The 15,920-nt window shown below is 59.4% G+C and carries 14 protein-coding genes; 9 read left to right on the top strand and 5 right to left on the bottom strand.

What is annotated here, in order from left to right; genetic code table 11:
- The first annotated feature begins 118 nt into the window (after positions 1–118).
- The 3 genes from B9H00_RS05040 (at position 119) to B9H00_RS05050 (ending at position 2,463) form a co-directional block, all read left to right on the top strand.
- Positions 119–1,210 (top strand): branched-chain amino acid aminotransferase, encoded by a 1,092-nt coding sequence (locus tag B9H00_RS05040; protein ID WP_086899723.1) that lies wholly within the window; start codon positions 119–121, stop codon positions 1,208–1,210.
- Positions 1,211–1,282: 72 nt separating this feature from the next.
- Complete coding sequence (locus B9H00_RS05045) at positions 1,283–2,029, top strand: glucose 1-dehydrogenase (RefSeq protein WP_086899724.1); 747 nt, start codon at positions 1,283–1,285, stop codon at positions 2,027–2,029.
- A gap of 2 nt (positions 2,030–2,031) precedes the next feature.
- Positions 2,032–2,463 carry a DNA polymerase III subunit chi gene (locus B9H00_RS05050; RefSeq protein WP_086899725.1) on the top strand — a complete coding sequence of 144 codons (432 nt, stop codon included), beginning with the start codon at positions 2,032–2,034 and terminating at the stop codon, positions 2,461–2,463.
- Positions 2,464–2,600: 137 nt separating this feature from the next.
- Here the strand turns inward: B9H00_RS05050 and B9H00_RS05055 are convergent, their stop codons facing one another.
- Entirely contained in the window at positions 2,601–4,148 is a 1,548-nt protein-coding gene (locus B9H00_RS05055; RefSeq protein WP_236944358.1) for a methyl-accepting chemotaxis protein, read from the bottom strand.
- Positions 4,149–4,506: 358 nt separating this feature from the next.
- Between B9H00_RS05055 and B9H00_RS05060 the strand changes: the two genes are divergently transcribed.
- From B9H00_RS05060 to B9H00_RS05070, 3 genes are all read left to right on the top strand, one after another.
- On the top strand, positions 4,507–7,350 hold the full coding sequence (locus tag B9H00_RS05060) for a valine--tRNA ligase (protein ID WP_086899726.1): 2,844 nt from the start codon (positions 4,507–4,509) through the stop codon (positions 7,348–7,350).
- Between the two features lie 204 nt (positions 7,351–7,554).
- Positions 7,555–8,283: a phosphatase PAP2 family protein gene (locus B9H00_RS05065; RefSeq protein ID WP_086899727.1), complete on the top strand. Its 729-nt coding sequence runs from the start codon at positions 7,555–7,557 to the stop codon at positions 8,281–8,283.
- A 34-nt stretch (positions 8,284–8,317) separates the two neighbouring features.
- Positions 8,318–9,028 carry a phosphatase PAP2 family protein gene (locus B9H00_RS05070; RefSeq protein WP_086899728.1) on the top strand — a complete coding sequence of 237 codons (711 nt, stop codon included), beginning with the start codon at positions 8,318–8,320 and terminating at the stop codon, positions 9,026–9,028.
- A gap of 69 nt (positions 9,029–9,097) precedes the next feature.
- Here B9H00_RS05070 and gloA read toward each other — a convergent pair whose 3' ends face one another.
- The gene (gloA, locus tag B9H00_RS05075; protein ID WP_086899729.1) at positions 9,098–9,541 is read right to left on the bottom strand and encodes a lactoylglutathione lyase; all 444 of its coding nucleotides are present in this window, start codon (positions 9,539–9,541) and stop codon (positions 9,098–9,100) included.
- A gap of 165 nt (positions 9,542–9,706) precedes the next feature.
- On the opposite strand from gloA, the gene B9H00_RS05080 reads away from it, so the two are divergent.
- Positions 9,707–10,108 carry a DoxX family protein gene (locus B9H00_RS05080; RefSeq protein ID WP_211329567.1) on the top strand — a complete coding sequence of 134 codons (402 nt, stop codon included), beginning with the start codon at positions 9,707–9,709 and terminating at the stop codon, positions 10,106–10,108.
- Between the two features lie 11 nt (positions 10,109–10,119).
- Here the strand turns inward: B9H00_RS05080 and B9H00_RS05085 are convergent, their stop codons facing one another.
- Positions 10,120–10,812, bottom strand: coding sequence for a uracil-DNA glycosylase family protein (locus B9H00_RS05085; protein WP_086899731.1), 693 nt, complete (start codon positions 10,810–10,812; stop codon positions 10,120–10,122).
- Between the two features lie 132 nt (positions 10,813–10,944).
- On the opposite strand from B9H00_RS05085, the gene B9H00_RS05090 reads away from it, so the two are divergent.
- On the top strand, positions 10,945–12,003 hold the full coding sequence (locus B9H00_RS05090; protein ID WP_086899732.1) for a metal-dependent hydrolase: 1,059 nt from the start codon (positions 10,945–10,947) through the stop codon (positions 12,001–12,003).
- 66 nt (positions 12,004–12,069) lie between these two features.
- A complete protein-coding gene (locus tag B9H00_RS05095; protein ID WP_086899733.1) occupies positions 12,070–12,987 on the top strand; it encodes a LysR family transcriptional regulator in 918 nt (305 codons plus the stop codon).
- Positions 12,988–12,992: 5 nt separating this feature from the next.
- On the opposite strand, the gene B9H00_RS05100 is transcribed toward B9H00_RS05095, so the two are convergent.
- Complete coding sequence (locus B9H00_RS05100) at positions 12,993–14,699, bottom strand: ATP-binding protein (RefSeq protein WP_086899734.1); 1,707 nt, start codon at positions 14,697–14,699, stop codon at positions 12,993–12,995.
- 75 nt (positions 14,700–14,774) lie between these two features.
- Positions 14,775–15,488, bottom strand: a complete 714-nt coding sequence (locus B9H00_RS05105; RefSeq protein WP_120211695.1) for a winged helix-turn-helix domain-containing protein — start codon at positions 15,486–15,488, stop codon at positions 14,775–14,777.
- Positions 15,489–15,920 lie beyond the last annotated feature (432 nt).

A 15,920-nucleotide genomic window follows, 5' to 3' on the forward strand; every position in this document is an offset into this window, starting at 1 on the left:
GTTTCTGACGCATCCCTTAATTATCTGTCGGACCAGCGTTATCGGATACGCCGTTGCCGATGATCGACAGCGATGTGTACTTCTCGCCTGGCCACCGTACTGACGGAGAATCCGAATCGTGTCTTCTCAAGGCTTTGAGCTTCGCCCCACCACCACGCCCACCGACGCTGCTCAGCGTGACGAGGTCCTCCAGAACCCGGGCTTTGGTCGCTACTTTACCGATCACATGGCGCATGTGCGCTGGACCCACGCCGACGGCTGGAACAGCGGTGAAGTGCGTCCCTACGGCCCATTGTCACTGGACCCCGCTGCCTCGGTACTGCACTACGCCCAGGAAATCTTTGAAGGGGTCAAGGCCTACCGCCACGCCGATGGTTCCGTCTGGACCTTCCGCCCCGAGAAGAACGCGGCACGCTTTCAGGCCTCGGCACGCCGCCTGGCCCTGCCCGAGCTGGACACCGAAACCTTCATTGACTCTCTGAAGGCACTGGTTGCTCAGGACATTGACTGGGTCCCCACGCCTGCCAGCGAGGCCGAAGAATCCAGCCTCTACCTGCGCCCATTCATGATTGCCAGTGAGAAGTTTCTTGGCGTACGGCCTTCAAAAGAAGTGGATTACTACGTCATCGCCTCGCCGGCAGCGGCCTATTTCAAGGGGGGCGTCAAGCCGGTCTCCATCTGGCTGTCCCGCGACTACAATCGCGCAGGCCCAGGCGGTACAGGTGCGGCCAAGTGTGGCGGCAACTATGCGTCATCTCTTGTTGCTCAACAGGAAGCCGAAGCCAATGGCTGTGCGCAGGTCGCTTTTCTTGACGCCGTAGAACACAAGTGGATCGAAGAGCTGGGCGGCATGAATCTGTTCTTTGTATACAAGGACGGCCGCATCGTTACGCCCGAACTTGGCACCATCCTTGAGGGCGTCACCCGTGACTCGGTGCTACAGCTGGCCGCCGATGCCGGTCTCAAGCCCGAAGAGCGGCGCATCAGCATCGATGAATGGCGTGACGGGGTAAAAAGCGGAGAAATCTCTGAAGTTTTTGCCTGCGGCACCGCTGCGGTCATCACGCCGATCGCTGAACTGGTCACCCCGGAAGAACGTATTGCCGGCGGTGAACAGACAGAAATCGCTTCGGAACTGCGTAAACAACTGCTGGATATCCAGTATGGTCGTGCTGAAGACCGTCATGGCTGGCTGACACGTCTGGCCTGAGTCTGAAAAAACGCCGCCTGCGGGCGGCGTTATTACGTGAATGCCCGCTCTTACGCCTACAGGAGAGATTCAATGAGCAAAGTCATGATCGTGACCGGCGGCAGCCGCGGCATCGGCGCCGCCACCGCACGTCTGGCGGCCACGCGCGGCTATCAGGTCGCCGTCAACTATGTCAGCAATCGTGAGGCCGCCGATCAGGTCGTCAACGAGATTACCGCCGCTGGCGGCCGAGCTCTGGCGGTTCAGGCCGACATGGCCGTGGAAGCCGATATCATTGCCCTTTTCGAGACGGTAGATCGCGAACTGGGGCCGGTGGACGTGCTGGTCAACAATGCCGGCATCGTCGATCAGGTCTCACGCGTGGACGAAATGAGCTTCGAGCGCGTGGATCGCATGATGCGCGTCAACGTGACCGGTCCGTTCATCTGTGCGCGCGAAGCCATCAAGCGCATGTCGACCCGCCATGGCGGCAAGGGCGGTGCCATCGTCAATATTTCCTCGGCAGCGGCTCACCGCGGCGGCTCGAGTGAATATGTTGATTATGCCGCCTCCAAGGGCGCCATCGACACCTTTACCGAAGGCCTTGCCAAGGAGCTGGCCGGCGAAGGCATTCGCGTCAATGCCGTGCGTCCGGGCGTGGTCAACACCGAGATTCATGCCAGCGGTGGCCGACCCGACAAGCCGGAGCAGTCGAGCAAGAGCATTCCCATGGGCCGTGCCGGCAATGCCGATGAGATCGCCGGCGGTATCCTGTGGCTGGCAAGCAGCGAGGCCTCCTTTACCACCGGTGCGCGTCTGGACATCGACGGCGGCGTCTGAGCATGACCCGCATCGATTTCTATGTCCTCTCGGCCACCACGCTTGAGGCACGATTCGACTTTGCCTGCCGGCTGGCCGAGACCATCTATCGCAAGGGATATCGGCTGCACGTTCATCTGGAAGATGAGGCCATGGCCCGCGAGTTTGATGATCGGCTGTGGACCTTTCGTCAGGACGCCTTTGTGCCTCACGTGCTCATGGGTGAGCAGAGCCTGCCGCCCGCCCCGGTCACACTGGGCTGGGAGGCGCCGCCGGAGCCGGGCATCGAGGCGCTTTTAAACCTGAATGCGGCCATACCGACCTGGTTTTCCCGCTTTGAGCGCGTCGCCGAGATCATCAACCAGCATCAGGAAGTACTCAGCGCCAAACGCGAGTGCTGGCAGACCTACAAAAGCCGCGGCTATGAGGTCAAGGCGCACCATATCAACGGCTGAGCCTGAAAGGACCCTCGCTGAAACAAAAGAGGGACCGGCAATTGCCGGCCCCCTTTTGTCGTTTTTTCTCATGACATCCTGTCAGGCGCGAGACACGGCGAGCCCGAAGGTGAGTTGCACGAGGCGATGCCCGCAGTTCAGTGCTGAGGCTCTACCCTGAAACGGCGCGTCACTTCACGAAGCTCCTGGGCGCGGCCTTCAAGCTCACCCGCCGCGGCGGCGGTCTGTTCCACCAGAGCAGCGTTGTGCTGGGTGGACTGATCCATCTGGCTGACGGCCTGGTTGATCTGTTCAATGCCGCTGCTCTGCTCACGGGCACCGGCCGCGATTTCACCAAGCAGATCGTTCATGCGCTGAATGCGCCTGTCCACGTCATTCATGCGCTCACTGGCCGTCTGCACGCGCTGGGCACCCTCGCCCACCTGCTGACCGGAAATATCGATCAGCGTCTTGATGTCATGCGCCGCCGTGGCCGAGCGATTGGCCAACTGGCGCACCTCACCGGCCACTACGGCAAATCCCCGCCCCTCCTCTCCGGCACGGGCAGCTTCCACGGAAGCGTTAAGTGCCAGCAGATTGGTCTGAAAGGCAATACTGTCGATCAGCGACACGATATCGGCGATTCTGGTCGACCCTTGCGTAATGGACTCCATCGAGCGGACGGCGTCATCAATGGCCTGCTGACCTTCCCGGGAGGTGTCGCGCGCCTGCTGGGCCAGCTGGCGCGCCTGATCGGTACTGTCGGCACTCTGACGCACGCTGGCCGTCATCTGCTCCATGCTGGAGGACGTCTCTTCAAGCGCCGCAGCCTGCTGCTCGGTACGGGATGAGAGTTCCTGATTGCCCGAGGCGATTTCGCCGGCCCCCTGATCAACCGACTGGCTGGTGGCCTGGATGACCCGGACCGATGCTGCCAGCGCATCGCGCATGCTCTTGATGTTCGCCAGCAGACTGTCCTGATCCCGCTCACGCAGCGCGACGGGGACCGTCAGATCGCCCTCGGCAATCTGTCTGACCACCTCTGTCGCGTAGTCAGGTTCTCCACCAAGCCTGCGCAGCACGCGCTGCATTCCCCACCAGAACATGGCGGTCAACAGGGCGCCGGCCAGCAGTACCACCAGCCCGGACTTCATCAGATTGTCGAGCACAGTGGCATTGACATCCCCCATGAAAACGCCGCTGGCCAGATAGATATCCCAGGGTTCATACCGCGAGACAAAGGCCTTGACCCGAGGCTGACTTTCCGAGCCTCGGGCAAAGTTGGAACGGTACTCGGTAAATCCCTGACCGTGCATCCGGCCTTCGTTGACCAGATTTTGAAACAGCAGACGTCCGGCTGGATCGGTCACCCCGGAAACGTCCTGACCATAGGGCCTTTTGGGGTGCGCCATGATCTGCAGATGACCATTAATGACATAGACGTAGTTGTCTCCCCCATCAAAGCGCAGCTCACGAATTTCAGCAAAGGCCTGCTGGCGGGCGGCACTTTCGGTCAGCTCACCGCGTTCCACCCGACCCTGATAACTCTGTACAAGGCTCTTTACCATATTCACGGCACTGGTCAATCGCGCCTCGCGCTCTGCATACATGACATCGCGACTTTGCCAGGCATTGATCATGAGCATGCCCACCAGAATCAGCCACATGATGGCAATCCCTGCCATCATCTGACGCCGCAGGGTCATGCTCCGCCGGCCTGACGCCGAACCTCCGAGAGCGTGATTTTCAAGTGATGCCTCTGCGTGCTTTCGAGGCGCCGTCAGAAGACCTGATCGTGATGTCCCTGTTACCTGCATGTCCGCTTACTCGTTTGAATGCCTGCCAAAAAGAGGGGTCTGTCCTGCCGGGTATCAACGTTACGTCGTCGTTTTTAGACTTTAGTATTAACCGGCGGCATTCTATCGGCGCTGTTCAACAATTCTTTAACCGCGCCATGCCATGACGTACGCCCCCTGGCGGCGCTATAATTGGCGCCATTTTTCGCAGACTCGAGCACGCTCAGGCGTTCTGCGGGTACTTCACAGCTTCAAACCGAGCCGGTCCATGGAAAAAACCTATCAGCCTGAATCGATCGAACGCGCCTGGTATCAGCACTGGGAATCCAGAGGCTATTTCGCCCCCACGGGTGAGGGCTCGCCCTATACCATCATGATTCCGCCGCCCAATGTGACCGGCAGTCTGCACATGGGGCATGCCTTCCAGGACACGCTGATGGATACCCTGATTCGCTATCAGCGCATGAAGGGCCATAACACCCTGTGGCAGATCGGCACCGACCATGCCGGCATCGCAACCCAGATGCTGGTCGAGCGCAAACTGCAGCACGAGACCGGCCAGTCGCGCCATGATCTCGGCCGTGAGGCGTTCATCGACAAGGTGTGGGAGTGGAAAAACGAGTCCGGCGGCCATATCACCCGCCAGCTGCGGCGCATGGGCACCAGCGTTGACTGGAGTCGCGAACGTTTCACCATGGATGAAGGCTTTTCCAATGCCGTGCGCGAAGCTTTTGTGCGCCTGCATGACGAAGGCCTGATCTATCGTGGCAAGCGACTGGTCAACTGGGACCCGACCCTGGGCACGGCAATCTCCGATCTGGAAGTCGAAAATCGCGACCAGCAGGGCCAGTTCTGGCATTTCCGCTATCCGCTGGCCGATGGCGTCACCACCGAGGCCGGACTGGATCATCTGGTGGTCGCCACCACTCGTCCCGAGACGCTGCTGGGCGATACCTGCGTGGCGGTCAACCCAAATGATGAACGTTACGCCGCCCTGATCGGCAAGTTCATCATCCTGCCCCTGGTGGGCCGACGCATCCCGGTGATTGCCGATGAACATGCCGACATGGAAAAGGGCTCGGGCTGTGTGAAGATCACCCCGGCCCACGACTTCAATGACTACGGTGTGGGCCGGCGTCATGACAGCGCACTGATCAACGTCTTCACCCAGCAGGCCTGCATCCGGGAGGCGGCTGAAGTCTTCAACATGGACGGCAGCGCGCGTGACGATATCGACACCACCCTGCCCGAAGCCTATCAGGGGCTGCCCCGTTTTGAAGCGCGTGAAAAAATCGTGGCCGACATGGACGCGCTGGGGCTGCTGGAGAAGGTCGAGACCATCACCAACACCCTGCCCTACGGCGACCGCTCCGGCGATGTCATCGAGCCATTATTGACCGACCAGTGGTTCGTCGCGGTTGAGACGCTGGCCAAACCGGCCATCGAGGCGGTAGAAAACGGCGATATTCGCTTCGTGCCCAAAAGCTACGAGAACATGTACTTCTCGTGGATGCGTGATCTGCAGGACTGGTGTATTTCTCGCCAGCTCTGGTGGGGCCATCGCATTCCGGCCTGGTACGACGAGAACGGCAAATTCTATGTCGCCCGCAGCGAAGAAGAGGCGCGCGAGAAGTATGCGCTCTCGCCCGAGACAATCCTGATTCAGGACAATGACGTGCTGGACACCTGGTTCAGCTCCGGTCTCTGGACCTTCGGCACGCTGGGCTGGCCGGAAAAGACCCCGGAACTTGAAACCTTCCATCCGACCAGCACACTGGTCACGGGCTTTGACATCATCTTCTTCTGGGTCGCCCGGATGATCATGATGACGCTCAAGTTCACGAATCAGGTCCCGTTCAAGACGGTTTATGTCCACGGTCTGGTGCGCGACAGCCAGGGCCAGAAGATGTCCAAGTCCAAGGGCAACGTGCTCGACCCGATCGATCTGATCGACGGTATCGATCTGGACACCCTGCTGGAAAAACGCACCGGCGCCATGATGCAGCCGCAAAAGGCCAAAGCGATCGCGAAGGCCACACGCTCGGAGTTTCCGGACGGCATTGAATCCAATGGCACCGATGCCCTGCGCTATACCTTCCTGTCGCTGGCCAGCACCGGTCGCGACGTCAAGTTCGACTCCGGTCGTCTGGAAGGCTATCGCAACTTCTGCAACAAGCTCTGGAACGCCGCCCGCTACGTGCTGATGAATACCGAGGGCGAGGATTGTGGTCCCGATGGCGACGTCACGCTGTCACTGGCAGATCGCTGGATCGTCTCCCGCCTTCAGCAGGTCGAAGCCCAGGTCACGAAGGCGCTGGATGAATACCGCTTCGACCACGCCTCTCAGGCACTTTACGACTTCGTCTGGAACGAATACTGCGACTGGTATCTGGAGCTTTCCAAACCGGTACTGTGGGACGCCGAGGCCACACTTGAAGCGCGTCGCGGTACACGTCGGACGCTGGTACGCGTGCTCGAGGCCATCCTGCGACTGGCCCACCCGATGATGCCGTTTATCACCGAGGAGATCTGGCAGAAGGTATCGCTGCTTGCCGGGGTGGATATCGACCGACAGGGCAGCTCCATCATGGTTCAGTCCTGGCCGCAGGCGGACACGTCATGTATCGATGACGCCGCCATGGCCGATATCGAGTGGGTCAAGGCCGTCATCGTTGCCATCCGCAACATTCGCGCCGAGCTCAATATTGCCCCGGGCAAGCCGCTGGAAGTGCTGCTGACCCATGGCGACGTCAGTGACCGCCAGCGTCTTGAGGACAATGCGATGTTTTTGAGCAAGCTGGCGCGCCTGGAGAGCATGCGCTTTGTTACCCCGGAAGATGTGCCGGCTTCCAGCGTTCAGCGTGTCGGCACCATGGAAGTGCATGTGCCGATGGCCGGCCATATCGATCGGGATGCCGAACTGGCCCGCATCGATCGCGATATCGACAAACAGGACAAGCTCATCGGCGGCGTCGAGAAAAAGCTCGGCAATGAAAGCTTCATGAGCAAGGCACCGGCGGCCGTGGTCGACAAGGAGCGCGCCAAGCTCGAAGAGGCACGCGCCAATCGTGAAACACTACTGGCGCAGCGTCGGACCATCGAAACCCTGTAGCTTCCAGCCGACGGTTTCGAACTCAACTCAGTCACGTACCGATCGTGACGGCTTCCTGCAGCAGGCCCCCGGGCCTGCTGTTTCTGTTTCTGCACGCCCTGGCGTCATGGCTTCCCTCCTGAAATGCCATTAAAGCTCGCCACTTTTTATTAACGGAACATTAAATTACAATGAACACCGTTTTATAACTACGCCGTGCCTGCCATGAATTTTCGTCGAATCCTGCTCTACAACCTGCTGGGCGTGGCGCTGGTCACCACCTGGTGGCTACCTCAGTTTCTGGTCTGGTCTTCCGTGGACGATGCCATCTTCTGGTTTTTCAACCAGTTCATCACGACGGACTACCCGACCTGGACCGGCATTCTCGCTGCGCTCAATACGCGCGCCTTCGACAGGACGATGTTCGTGTTGCTGGTGGTCATGCTGTATATCGCCATGAAGCGCGACCCTCAGGGCAGCTGGCTCAAGTGGGGCGCCATTGGCCTGGTCATGACGGTTACGGCCCTGATTCTTCAGGACCTCGTGCACCACGTCATGACTTACAAGCATGCCAGTCCGACCGCAATGCTTGATCACGTCAACCGGCTTTCGGAGCTGACCCGTCTACCGGCCAAGGATACCGCGTCGAGCAGTTTTCCCAGTGATCACGGGCTCATGGCCATGATCTTTGCCGCCTTCATGTGGCGCTTTGCCGACCGTCTGGTGGCCTGGAGTGCCACGATGCTGGTCATGCTCGTCTGCGCCCCACGCATCATGGTGGGCGCGCACTGGGTCAGTGATGTTTCCGTGGGGGCCCTGTCGATCGCTTTGATTACGCTGCCCTGGGTGCTGTGTACGCCACTGGTATCAAACGCCGTTCAGGGTCTGGTTCGTCTTTCAAACAGGCTTGCCGTTCGTGCGAGCCGCCGTCATCGGAAGGCTCGCTGCGATTGAGCCGTGGTTTTGGTCTGCCTCAGGAGGGGGTGTCATGAATCCAACACGTATCATCTACTGCAATCTGGCGGGACTTGTCCTGTTTGCCAGCTGGTTATGGCTATCTGTCTGGTCACTGCTGGATGACCATGTGTTCCGTTTTTTCAACCAGTTCATTACCAGTGAGCATCCCATATGGGTCAACTTTCTGGGCGCGGTGAATACCCGCTACTTTGATGCCGCCTCGCTGGTCATGCTGCTGGGCATTTTTGTCTGGGCCATCTCGCTCGATGCTCGCCCGGGGCGCCTCTGGCGCTGGGCGGGGGTCGGTCTGACCATGCTGATCACCGCGGGGCTTTTGGCAGTGGCCACCAACAAGATGCCCTATGGCCATCCGAGTCCGACGCTCAGTTTTGACCATGTCAATTTTCTGAGCGAGCTGGTCTCGTTTGACACCAAGGACGCTGCCAAAAACAGTTTCCCGGGCGACCATGGTCTGATGCTGATGGTGTTTACGGGGTTCATCCTGCGTTTTGGCGACCGTCGCCCGGCCATGTTGAGTGCCATCATGACTGCCGTGCTCAGCGCACCGCGTGTCATGGTCGGGGCGCACTGGCTTCAGGATGTTTACATGGGCTCGCTTGCCATCGCTCTGGTCGTGCTGCCCTGGATACTGTGTACGCCGATTGCCTCGCGCTGCGTGGAGGGCATCGAACGCCTGGCCGGGCATTTTCACCTGCCGGGCGCCCGCTACGCACAGGGATAAATTTGATATACCGACCTGACGCAGCAGGGGCCCCAAAAGGGGCCCCTGCTGCGTCATAACGACAGGAAATTACCAGCTGCCGGTATTTTCCATTGAGGCCCAGGGTTCCTGAGAGGGTTTCGGGTCACCCTTTTGCAGCAGCTCGATGGAGATGCCGTCAGGTGATTTGACGAAGGCCATATGGCCGTCGCGCGGCGGGCGATTGATCGTGACGCCGTTGTCCATCAGGTGCTGACAGGTGGCGTAGATATCATCAACGCGATAGGCCAGATGGCCGAAATTGCGCGCGCCCGTGGTCAGTTCTTCCGGATCCCAGTTCCAGGTCAGCTCAAGTTCCGGCGCCTGCTGCTCGCTTGAAGTGGCCTCATCGTCGTTGGCGGCCAGAAAGATCAGGGTAAAACGTCCCTTTTCGCTCTCCTTGCGGCGCACTTCCTTCATGCCCAGCAGATTGCAGTAAAAATTCAGGGACTGATCAATATCGGTGATACGTACCATGGTGTGTAGATATTGCACGGTGTTCTCCTTAAGGTCTTATGGCGCGCGTTTTTAAACGCACATGACACATTGGCTGCCACGTTCTGCCAACGTATGCAATCTGGTGAATATCCTGAAACGATGGCACTGTAATGCCGGCGAACAGGTCGTTTTTCAAGTCAGCGCCGGCACACGGGGTAGATCATGTCGTTTTTCAACAATGAACATCTGGGCAAATTGATCCTTCGCATGGCGCTGGGCGTGACGCTGCTGCTGCACGGGATTGCCAAGATCGGTGCCCCTGGTGTGATGGATCGTATCGGTGATCATCTCCAAAGCTGGAGCCTGCCGGCACCGCTGGCCTTTGGAGTCTTCATTGGCGAGCTGGTGGCGCCGCTGATGATCCTTGCCGGCTGGCGCTGCCGAATCGGTGGTGCGCTGACCGCCATCAACATGTTATTTGCCATTGTTTTGATGCGTCTTGGCGCCGTCTGGGCATTGAGCGACACCGGTGGCTGGCGCATCGAAACCGAAATACTGATGCTGGCCGCGGCACTGGCACTGATGTTTTGCGGCAGCGGTCGCATGGCCGTTCGCCCCGACTAGCAGCCGAACCCTCAAAGCGTCAGATTGTCGGTTCTGACCTCCAGTTGTTTCAGACGCTGTGCCAGAAGCCCTGGAAAGCGGGCATACCAGGTCTGGTTCAGCGGCGACGGATGAGGCAGTGGATAAAGCGTAAACGTCTGCGCCTCTCCCTGCGGGGCTTCCAGTGTCACCTCGATGCTGCTTTCAAAGCGATCGTCGCGTTTCCAGAACGCCTCCAGCCGATCACGTTCGGCCTTTGGTCGGTTGATCCCAAACCAGAAAAAGGCCTCGCGCCCCAGTGTGATCAGGGAGCGCCCTTCCCAGTGTGAGATCAAAAGCTCGTTCATCAGATCATGAAAGTGGCGTTTGACTTTCATCGACCAGGCCTTGTTGCCTACCGGCTTGTAGGGCACGGTATTGATCCAGAAAAAATGTTCGCCCACGGCGCGCGAGGCCTCGAAATCCGGCATGCTTTCGCCGTACAGCTGCTCATAAAGCGCCTTTCTGACCAGCTGCCCGCCTGCCCCGATGAAGGGCTCACCGTAACGCACCTCGTCGCGCCCCGGGTCCCGACCAAAAAAACCGACGCGCAGATGACGCTGGCCAAGCCCGATAATGGGATCGAGCGGGTCCCGCTCAAAGCGCTGGTAGACTTCGACATCGATGCCGTCGGTGTCGGCTGCCAGCGCTCGAAACGCCTTGTGTTGACGCTGGGTCAGGGACATGTTCATCACTCCTTGTTACTCTTTGATCACACGGCCTGCTTCCCGCCGTACTGAAACCGGCTCTGGCAGAGCAAGCATAGACTGCCATGGCCTGATGTGACGTCCATCAATCAATGGAGTGATACCAACACGATGGATTCTCTGACACAGGCCTGCCTTGGCGGAGCACTGGGCGGCGCCCTACTGGGACGGCGGCTGGGCCGCAAATCGATCCTGCTGGGCGCCGTGACGGCCACCCTGCCCGACCTGGACAGTTTCATCGACTACGGCAGCGCCGTGGCCGACTACACCTATCACCGCAGCGCCACACATTCGGTCTTTGTTCTGTCGCTGCTGGCCTGCGTGTTCACTCTTGTCTGCACGCGACTGCCGGCCACCCGACAGGTGCCCACTCGGCAATGGTTCTGGTTCTGGTGGCTGTGCCTGGTCACACACCCCCTTCTGGACGCCTTTACCACCTACGGCACTCAGCTGCTCTGGCCCATCGCCTCGCCGCCGGTGGCATGGAAAACGATTTTCATCATCGATCCGCTCTATACCCTGCCCATGCTGCTGGCCATTATTGTGGCGCTGATCCGGGGCACGCACGGACGTGCCGTTGTGATCGGCCTGGCCATGTCCACCGCGTATCTGGGATTTTCCGTCGTGGCCAAATCCATGGTACTGGCCCAGGTGTCGCCGGCACTGATCCAGCGCGGGCTGGATGATCGTCCGGTCATGGTCCAGCCCACACCGCTGAACACGCTGGTCTGGCGTGTCACCGTGATCGACGACGATCGCCAGCTTGAAGCGCTGGTCAGCCTGTTGGATGCCCCTCATACCCTGACCTTCGACAGCTTCCGCCGACCGATGATGGCCCATGGTCTGCTTGTCGACAGCTGGGCCGGCCAGCGTCTGGGCTGGTTTGCCGCCCCCTTCTGGCGCAGCGAGGAGCGCGATGGCGCGCTGGCCGTGACCGATCTGCGCATGGGGCAGCCCGGCACCTATTCCTTTGCCTTTAATATCGGGGAACGCGATGATAACGGCCACTGGCAGCCGGCCCCCTCGCGATCGGTTGATATGCCACGCCCCGATACAGGGCTGTTATCAGCGCTGTTGAAACGTATTACGCACCCTGAAGCCCTGTGCCCTTCGGATTTTGGTGATCGTGACCTGCTGCTGCCCGACACCGAGTGCCGGCCGAAGGCGTAACATTGCCCGTCACCGAGCAGGGGTTAATGATTCATTTTTCAGACCAGCCATGAGAGAGAAGCGTTAATGATCGAGTTCCGGCACCTGCGTACCCTGCTGGCACTGCGCGATACCGGGTCACTGGTCGAGGCCGCCGAGCGCGTGCATTTGACCCAGTCGGCATTGTCTCATCAGCTCAAGGATCTGGAGGAGCGGCTGGACTGCCCGCTATTCTTGCGCAAGACGCGCCCGGTACAGTTCACCCGTGCCGGCCAGAGACTTTTGGGTCTGGCCGAGCAGGTCCTGCCCCAGATTCGTAATGCCGAGCGTGATATCGCGCGTATGGCTGGCGGAGAGCAGGGACGCCTGCATATGGCCATTGAATGCCATAGCTGCTTTCAGTGGCTCATGCCGACCATCGACCACTTTCGCAATCACTGGCCCGAGGTAGAAGTGGATATCCCCGCCGGCCAGCATTTTGACCCACTACCGGCACTGGCACGCGAGCAGCTTGATCTGGTTATTACTGCCGACCCACAGCCGCTGCCGCGCATTCACTATGAACCACTCTTTCGCTATGAAAGCATGCTGGCCGTGGCCCGGCAGCACCCCCTGGCCGACAGGCGTTATATCGTACCGGAGGATCTGGTCGATCAGACCCTGATCACCTATCCGGTGGAACACTCCAAACTGGATGTCTTTACCCGTTTTCTTGAACCTGCCGGCATTCACCCCCGCGAGACACGAACGGCCGAGCTGACCATGATGATGATGCAGCTGGTGGCGAGCGAGCGCGGGGTTTGCGCCCTGCCAAACTGGGCATTGACCGAATATCTGGAAAGGGATTACGTGAAAGCCTGTTCGCTGGGCCGAGAAGGCGTATGGGGCACGCTCTATGCCGCTGTTCGGCTCGACCAGATGAGTCAGGTCTGGATGAGTGACTTTCTACGCACGGCGCGTGAAACCTCCTTTTCCGTGCTCAACGGCATACGCCCGGCCGGCTGAGAGGCTCAGGCGTAGTTTTCTGTCGTCTCGTAATGACGCGGCAGGGAAAGGATGAACTGGGCGCCACCCAACTCAGGAGCAGTGTCGACCGTAATGCGGCCGTGATGCCACTGCACGATACGGGCCACAATGGCCAGTCCCAGGCCGTAGCCACCGATGCCTGGCTGATGGCGAGTGCGACTGTCGTCAATGCGGGCAAAAGGCTTGAAGATACGCTCACGATCCTCGAGCGGCACCCCCGCGCCATCATCCTCGACGCTGAGATACACCATCCGCTCATCCCCCAGCAGGCGCACGTGAACACGGCTGCTGGCATGAGTGCAGGCGTTGGACACCAGATTCTGCAGCGCACGCTGCAGATAGCGTGCATCGGCATGCACGTTGAGATCCTGACCGCCGGTAACTTCAAGCGTCAATTGCGGATGTAGCGGCGTCAGCGTTTCGACAACACGGTCGGCGATATCGCGCACTTCAAGACTGACCGGTTCCAGCGGTAACAGTCCATCTGTTGCACTATCCAGCCGCGCGTAGGTCAGGATTTCATCGATCAGCCGGTCAATGGACTCGATATCGTCATCCACACCCTTGAGCAGGCGCCGAATACCAGGCGATTCGCTCATGTCATCGACCATCTGCAGTGCGAAGCGCACCCGGGCTACCGGCGTTCGAAACTCGTGTGAAACGGCACGCATCAAATCCTGCTGTGATGAGAGGACCGCCTGTACCTGGTCGGCCATGGTATTGAAGGCCAGCCCCAGCTGAGTCAGATACTCCCCTTCCTGAATGGTCACACGCGCGTTGTAGTCCCCGGCCGTAAAGCTTGCAGTGGTCTGTTCAAGCCGCGTCAGACGCTTTTCCACACTGCGCATGATGAAATAGATGGCAGTCCCCAAAAGGGTCAGCATCAGCGCCATGACCGTGGCGATGGTCAGAATGGGCAGCGACTCAAAGGGCGACAGCGGCCCGACCATGATCCAGCGGCCACCGGAGAACTGCGCGTAAAAGCCAAGGCTTGAGCGCTCGGCCACAACGTTGATGACAACATGGCCGGCATTAAGCTGTGCCAGCTGACTGTTGGAAAGACCCGGCGGTGTGCCGCTGCCCATGCCCATGGGCAGAGAAATACGGCTGCGCAGCTCCTGAAAGCGGGCCTCGCGCTCCTCATCCGGTGAAAGTTCGAGCCACTGACGCAGCAGGGAGACCAGCTGCAGGGGCTGCTGCTCGGAAAGGCCGGTAAAATGTGCGACCAGGATGGCGTCGTCTTCACCCGGCAAACGCTGATAGAGCTGCCAGCCGATTTCGCCCTGGGCCTGGCGCGCCAGCACATCGCCTGCCGCCAGACGACGTCGGTCCATGAACCCGAGCATCAACGTTTCGGAATCCGACAGCGCCAGACGAATGCCCAACTCATCCTCGTAGGCGCTCAGCCAGGCATCACGCGAACTTTCAGGCTGACTGGCTACCAGCGAGGTGAGCAGTGCCATCGGACCGCTGGCCAGACGCTGACGATAGTGATCCTCCCGCCAGTCATCGATCAGCCACGAGGCGACCACGCCCACCCAGAAGATGGCCATGAGCGAGAAAAACAGGGTCAGATAAAGCCTGCGAAAACCACCGTGGGCAGACAGCGGACGATGGGGCGGCGGCGTTACGCCGTCCGCCCCGCCCGAGCGGGAGTGCCATGGGACCAGAGAGGGGAACTTTGACGGCATCGTCTATCCTTTGCACATGGTTCTTTAAAGTAGACGAAGCCGTCCTTCACGAAACGAGATCAGCTCGTTGCCGGCCTAGATCTCTCGAACGAACAGGTATCCCTTGCTGCGCACGGTCTTGATACGCTGCGGCTGGTGCGGGTCATCACCGATCTTGGGTCGAATGCGAGAGACACGAACGTCAATGGAACGATCCTGCCCATCATAGCGAATGCCGCGCAGCGCCGAGAAGATCTCTTCGCGCGTCAGTACACGACCGGCATGAGAGGCCAGCAGCCACAGCAGATCAAATTCGGCGCTGGTCAGATCGATGCGCTCACCGTTGAGCCAGGCTTCCCTGGTCGAGGAGTCCACGACCAGATCGCGAAACTCGAGGCGGGTTTCCTCGTGCTCGGAGGTTTCCGAACCATCAGCACGGCGCAGCAGCGCCCGCATGCGTGCCAGCAGAACACGCGGCGGCACCGGCTTGGGCACATAATCATCGGCCCCCATTTCAAGACCCAGCACCTGATCCATGTCATCGGTACGAGCCGTCAGCATCAAAATGGGGCCGGGGTACTGGTGACGTACGCGGCGGCAGATGGACAGACCATCTTCACCCGGCAGCATCAGGTCAAGAATGACCAGGTCGGGTCGCAGAGAAAGAATACGCTCGACACCGTTGGTCCCGTCGTGCTCAACGCTTACCCTGAAACCGTTGCCTTCAAGATACTCACGCGTCAACGCGGCCAGTCGTTCATCATCTTCGATGATAAGAATGTGTTCGTTGGCGGTTGTAATGTTATCCAAGGCTCGTCCGTCCAATCATTGATAAAGTAGCTTCCGTGCCGTCACCGGCATGTTGCCCGGGCAGCGCCCGGGCATACGACAGGCAGACAGCGATAAATACATGTGACCTTCAAACCCAACGGTCGTTCAAATTTGGCAACATTGTGCCACTGTTACACGAAACTGCCCATACAGAACCCACCTATTTGCACACGATTCTCATCATCAGGCTCTGATCGGCATGAATTTCGCTCGGCAGGCGGCCTGGTACCCTGCAACTGATCCAGCTGAAATATTCGCGACAAAACACCACATGGCCCATAGATTTTTTCATGTAACTTCAAATACCCCAGTCATTACAGGGCTTTCAGAAAAATAAGCACAACTTGTCCACAGAATACTCCCTCTTTTCGTGTTGAGACGTTCCTCCAGACACACTATATTGTGCCTACT

Source organism: Kushneria marisflavi (genome assembly GCF_002157205.1).
Lineage (GTDB): Bacteria > Pseudomonadota > Gammaproteobacteria > Pseudomonadales > Halomonadaceae > Kushneria > Kushneria marisflavi.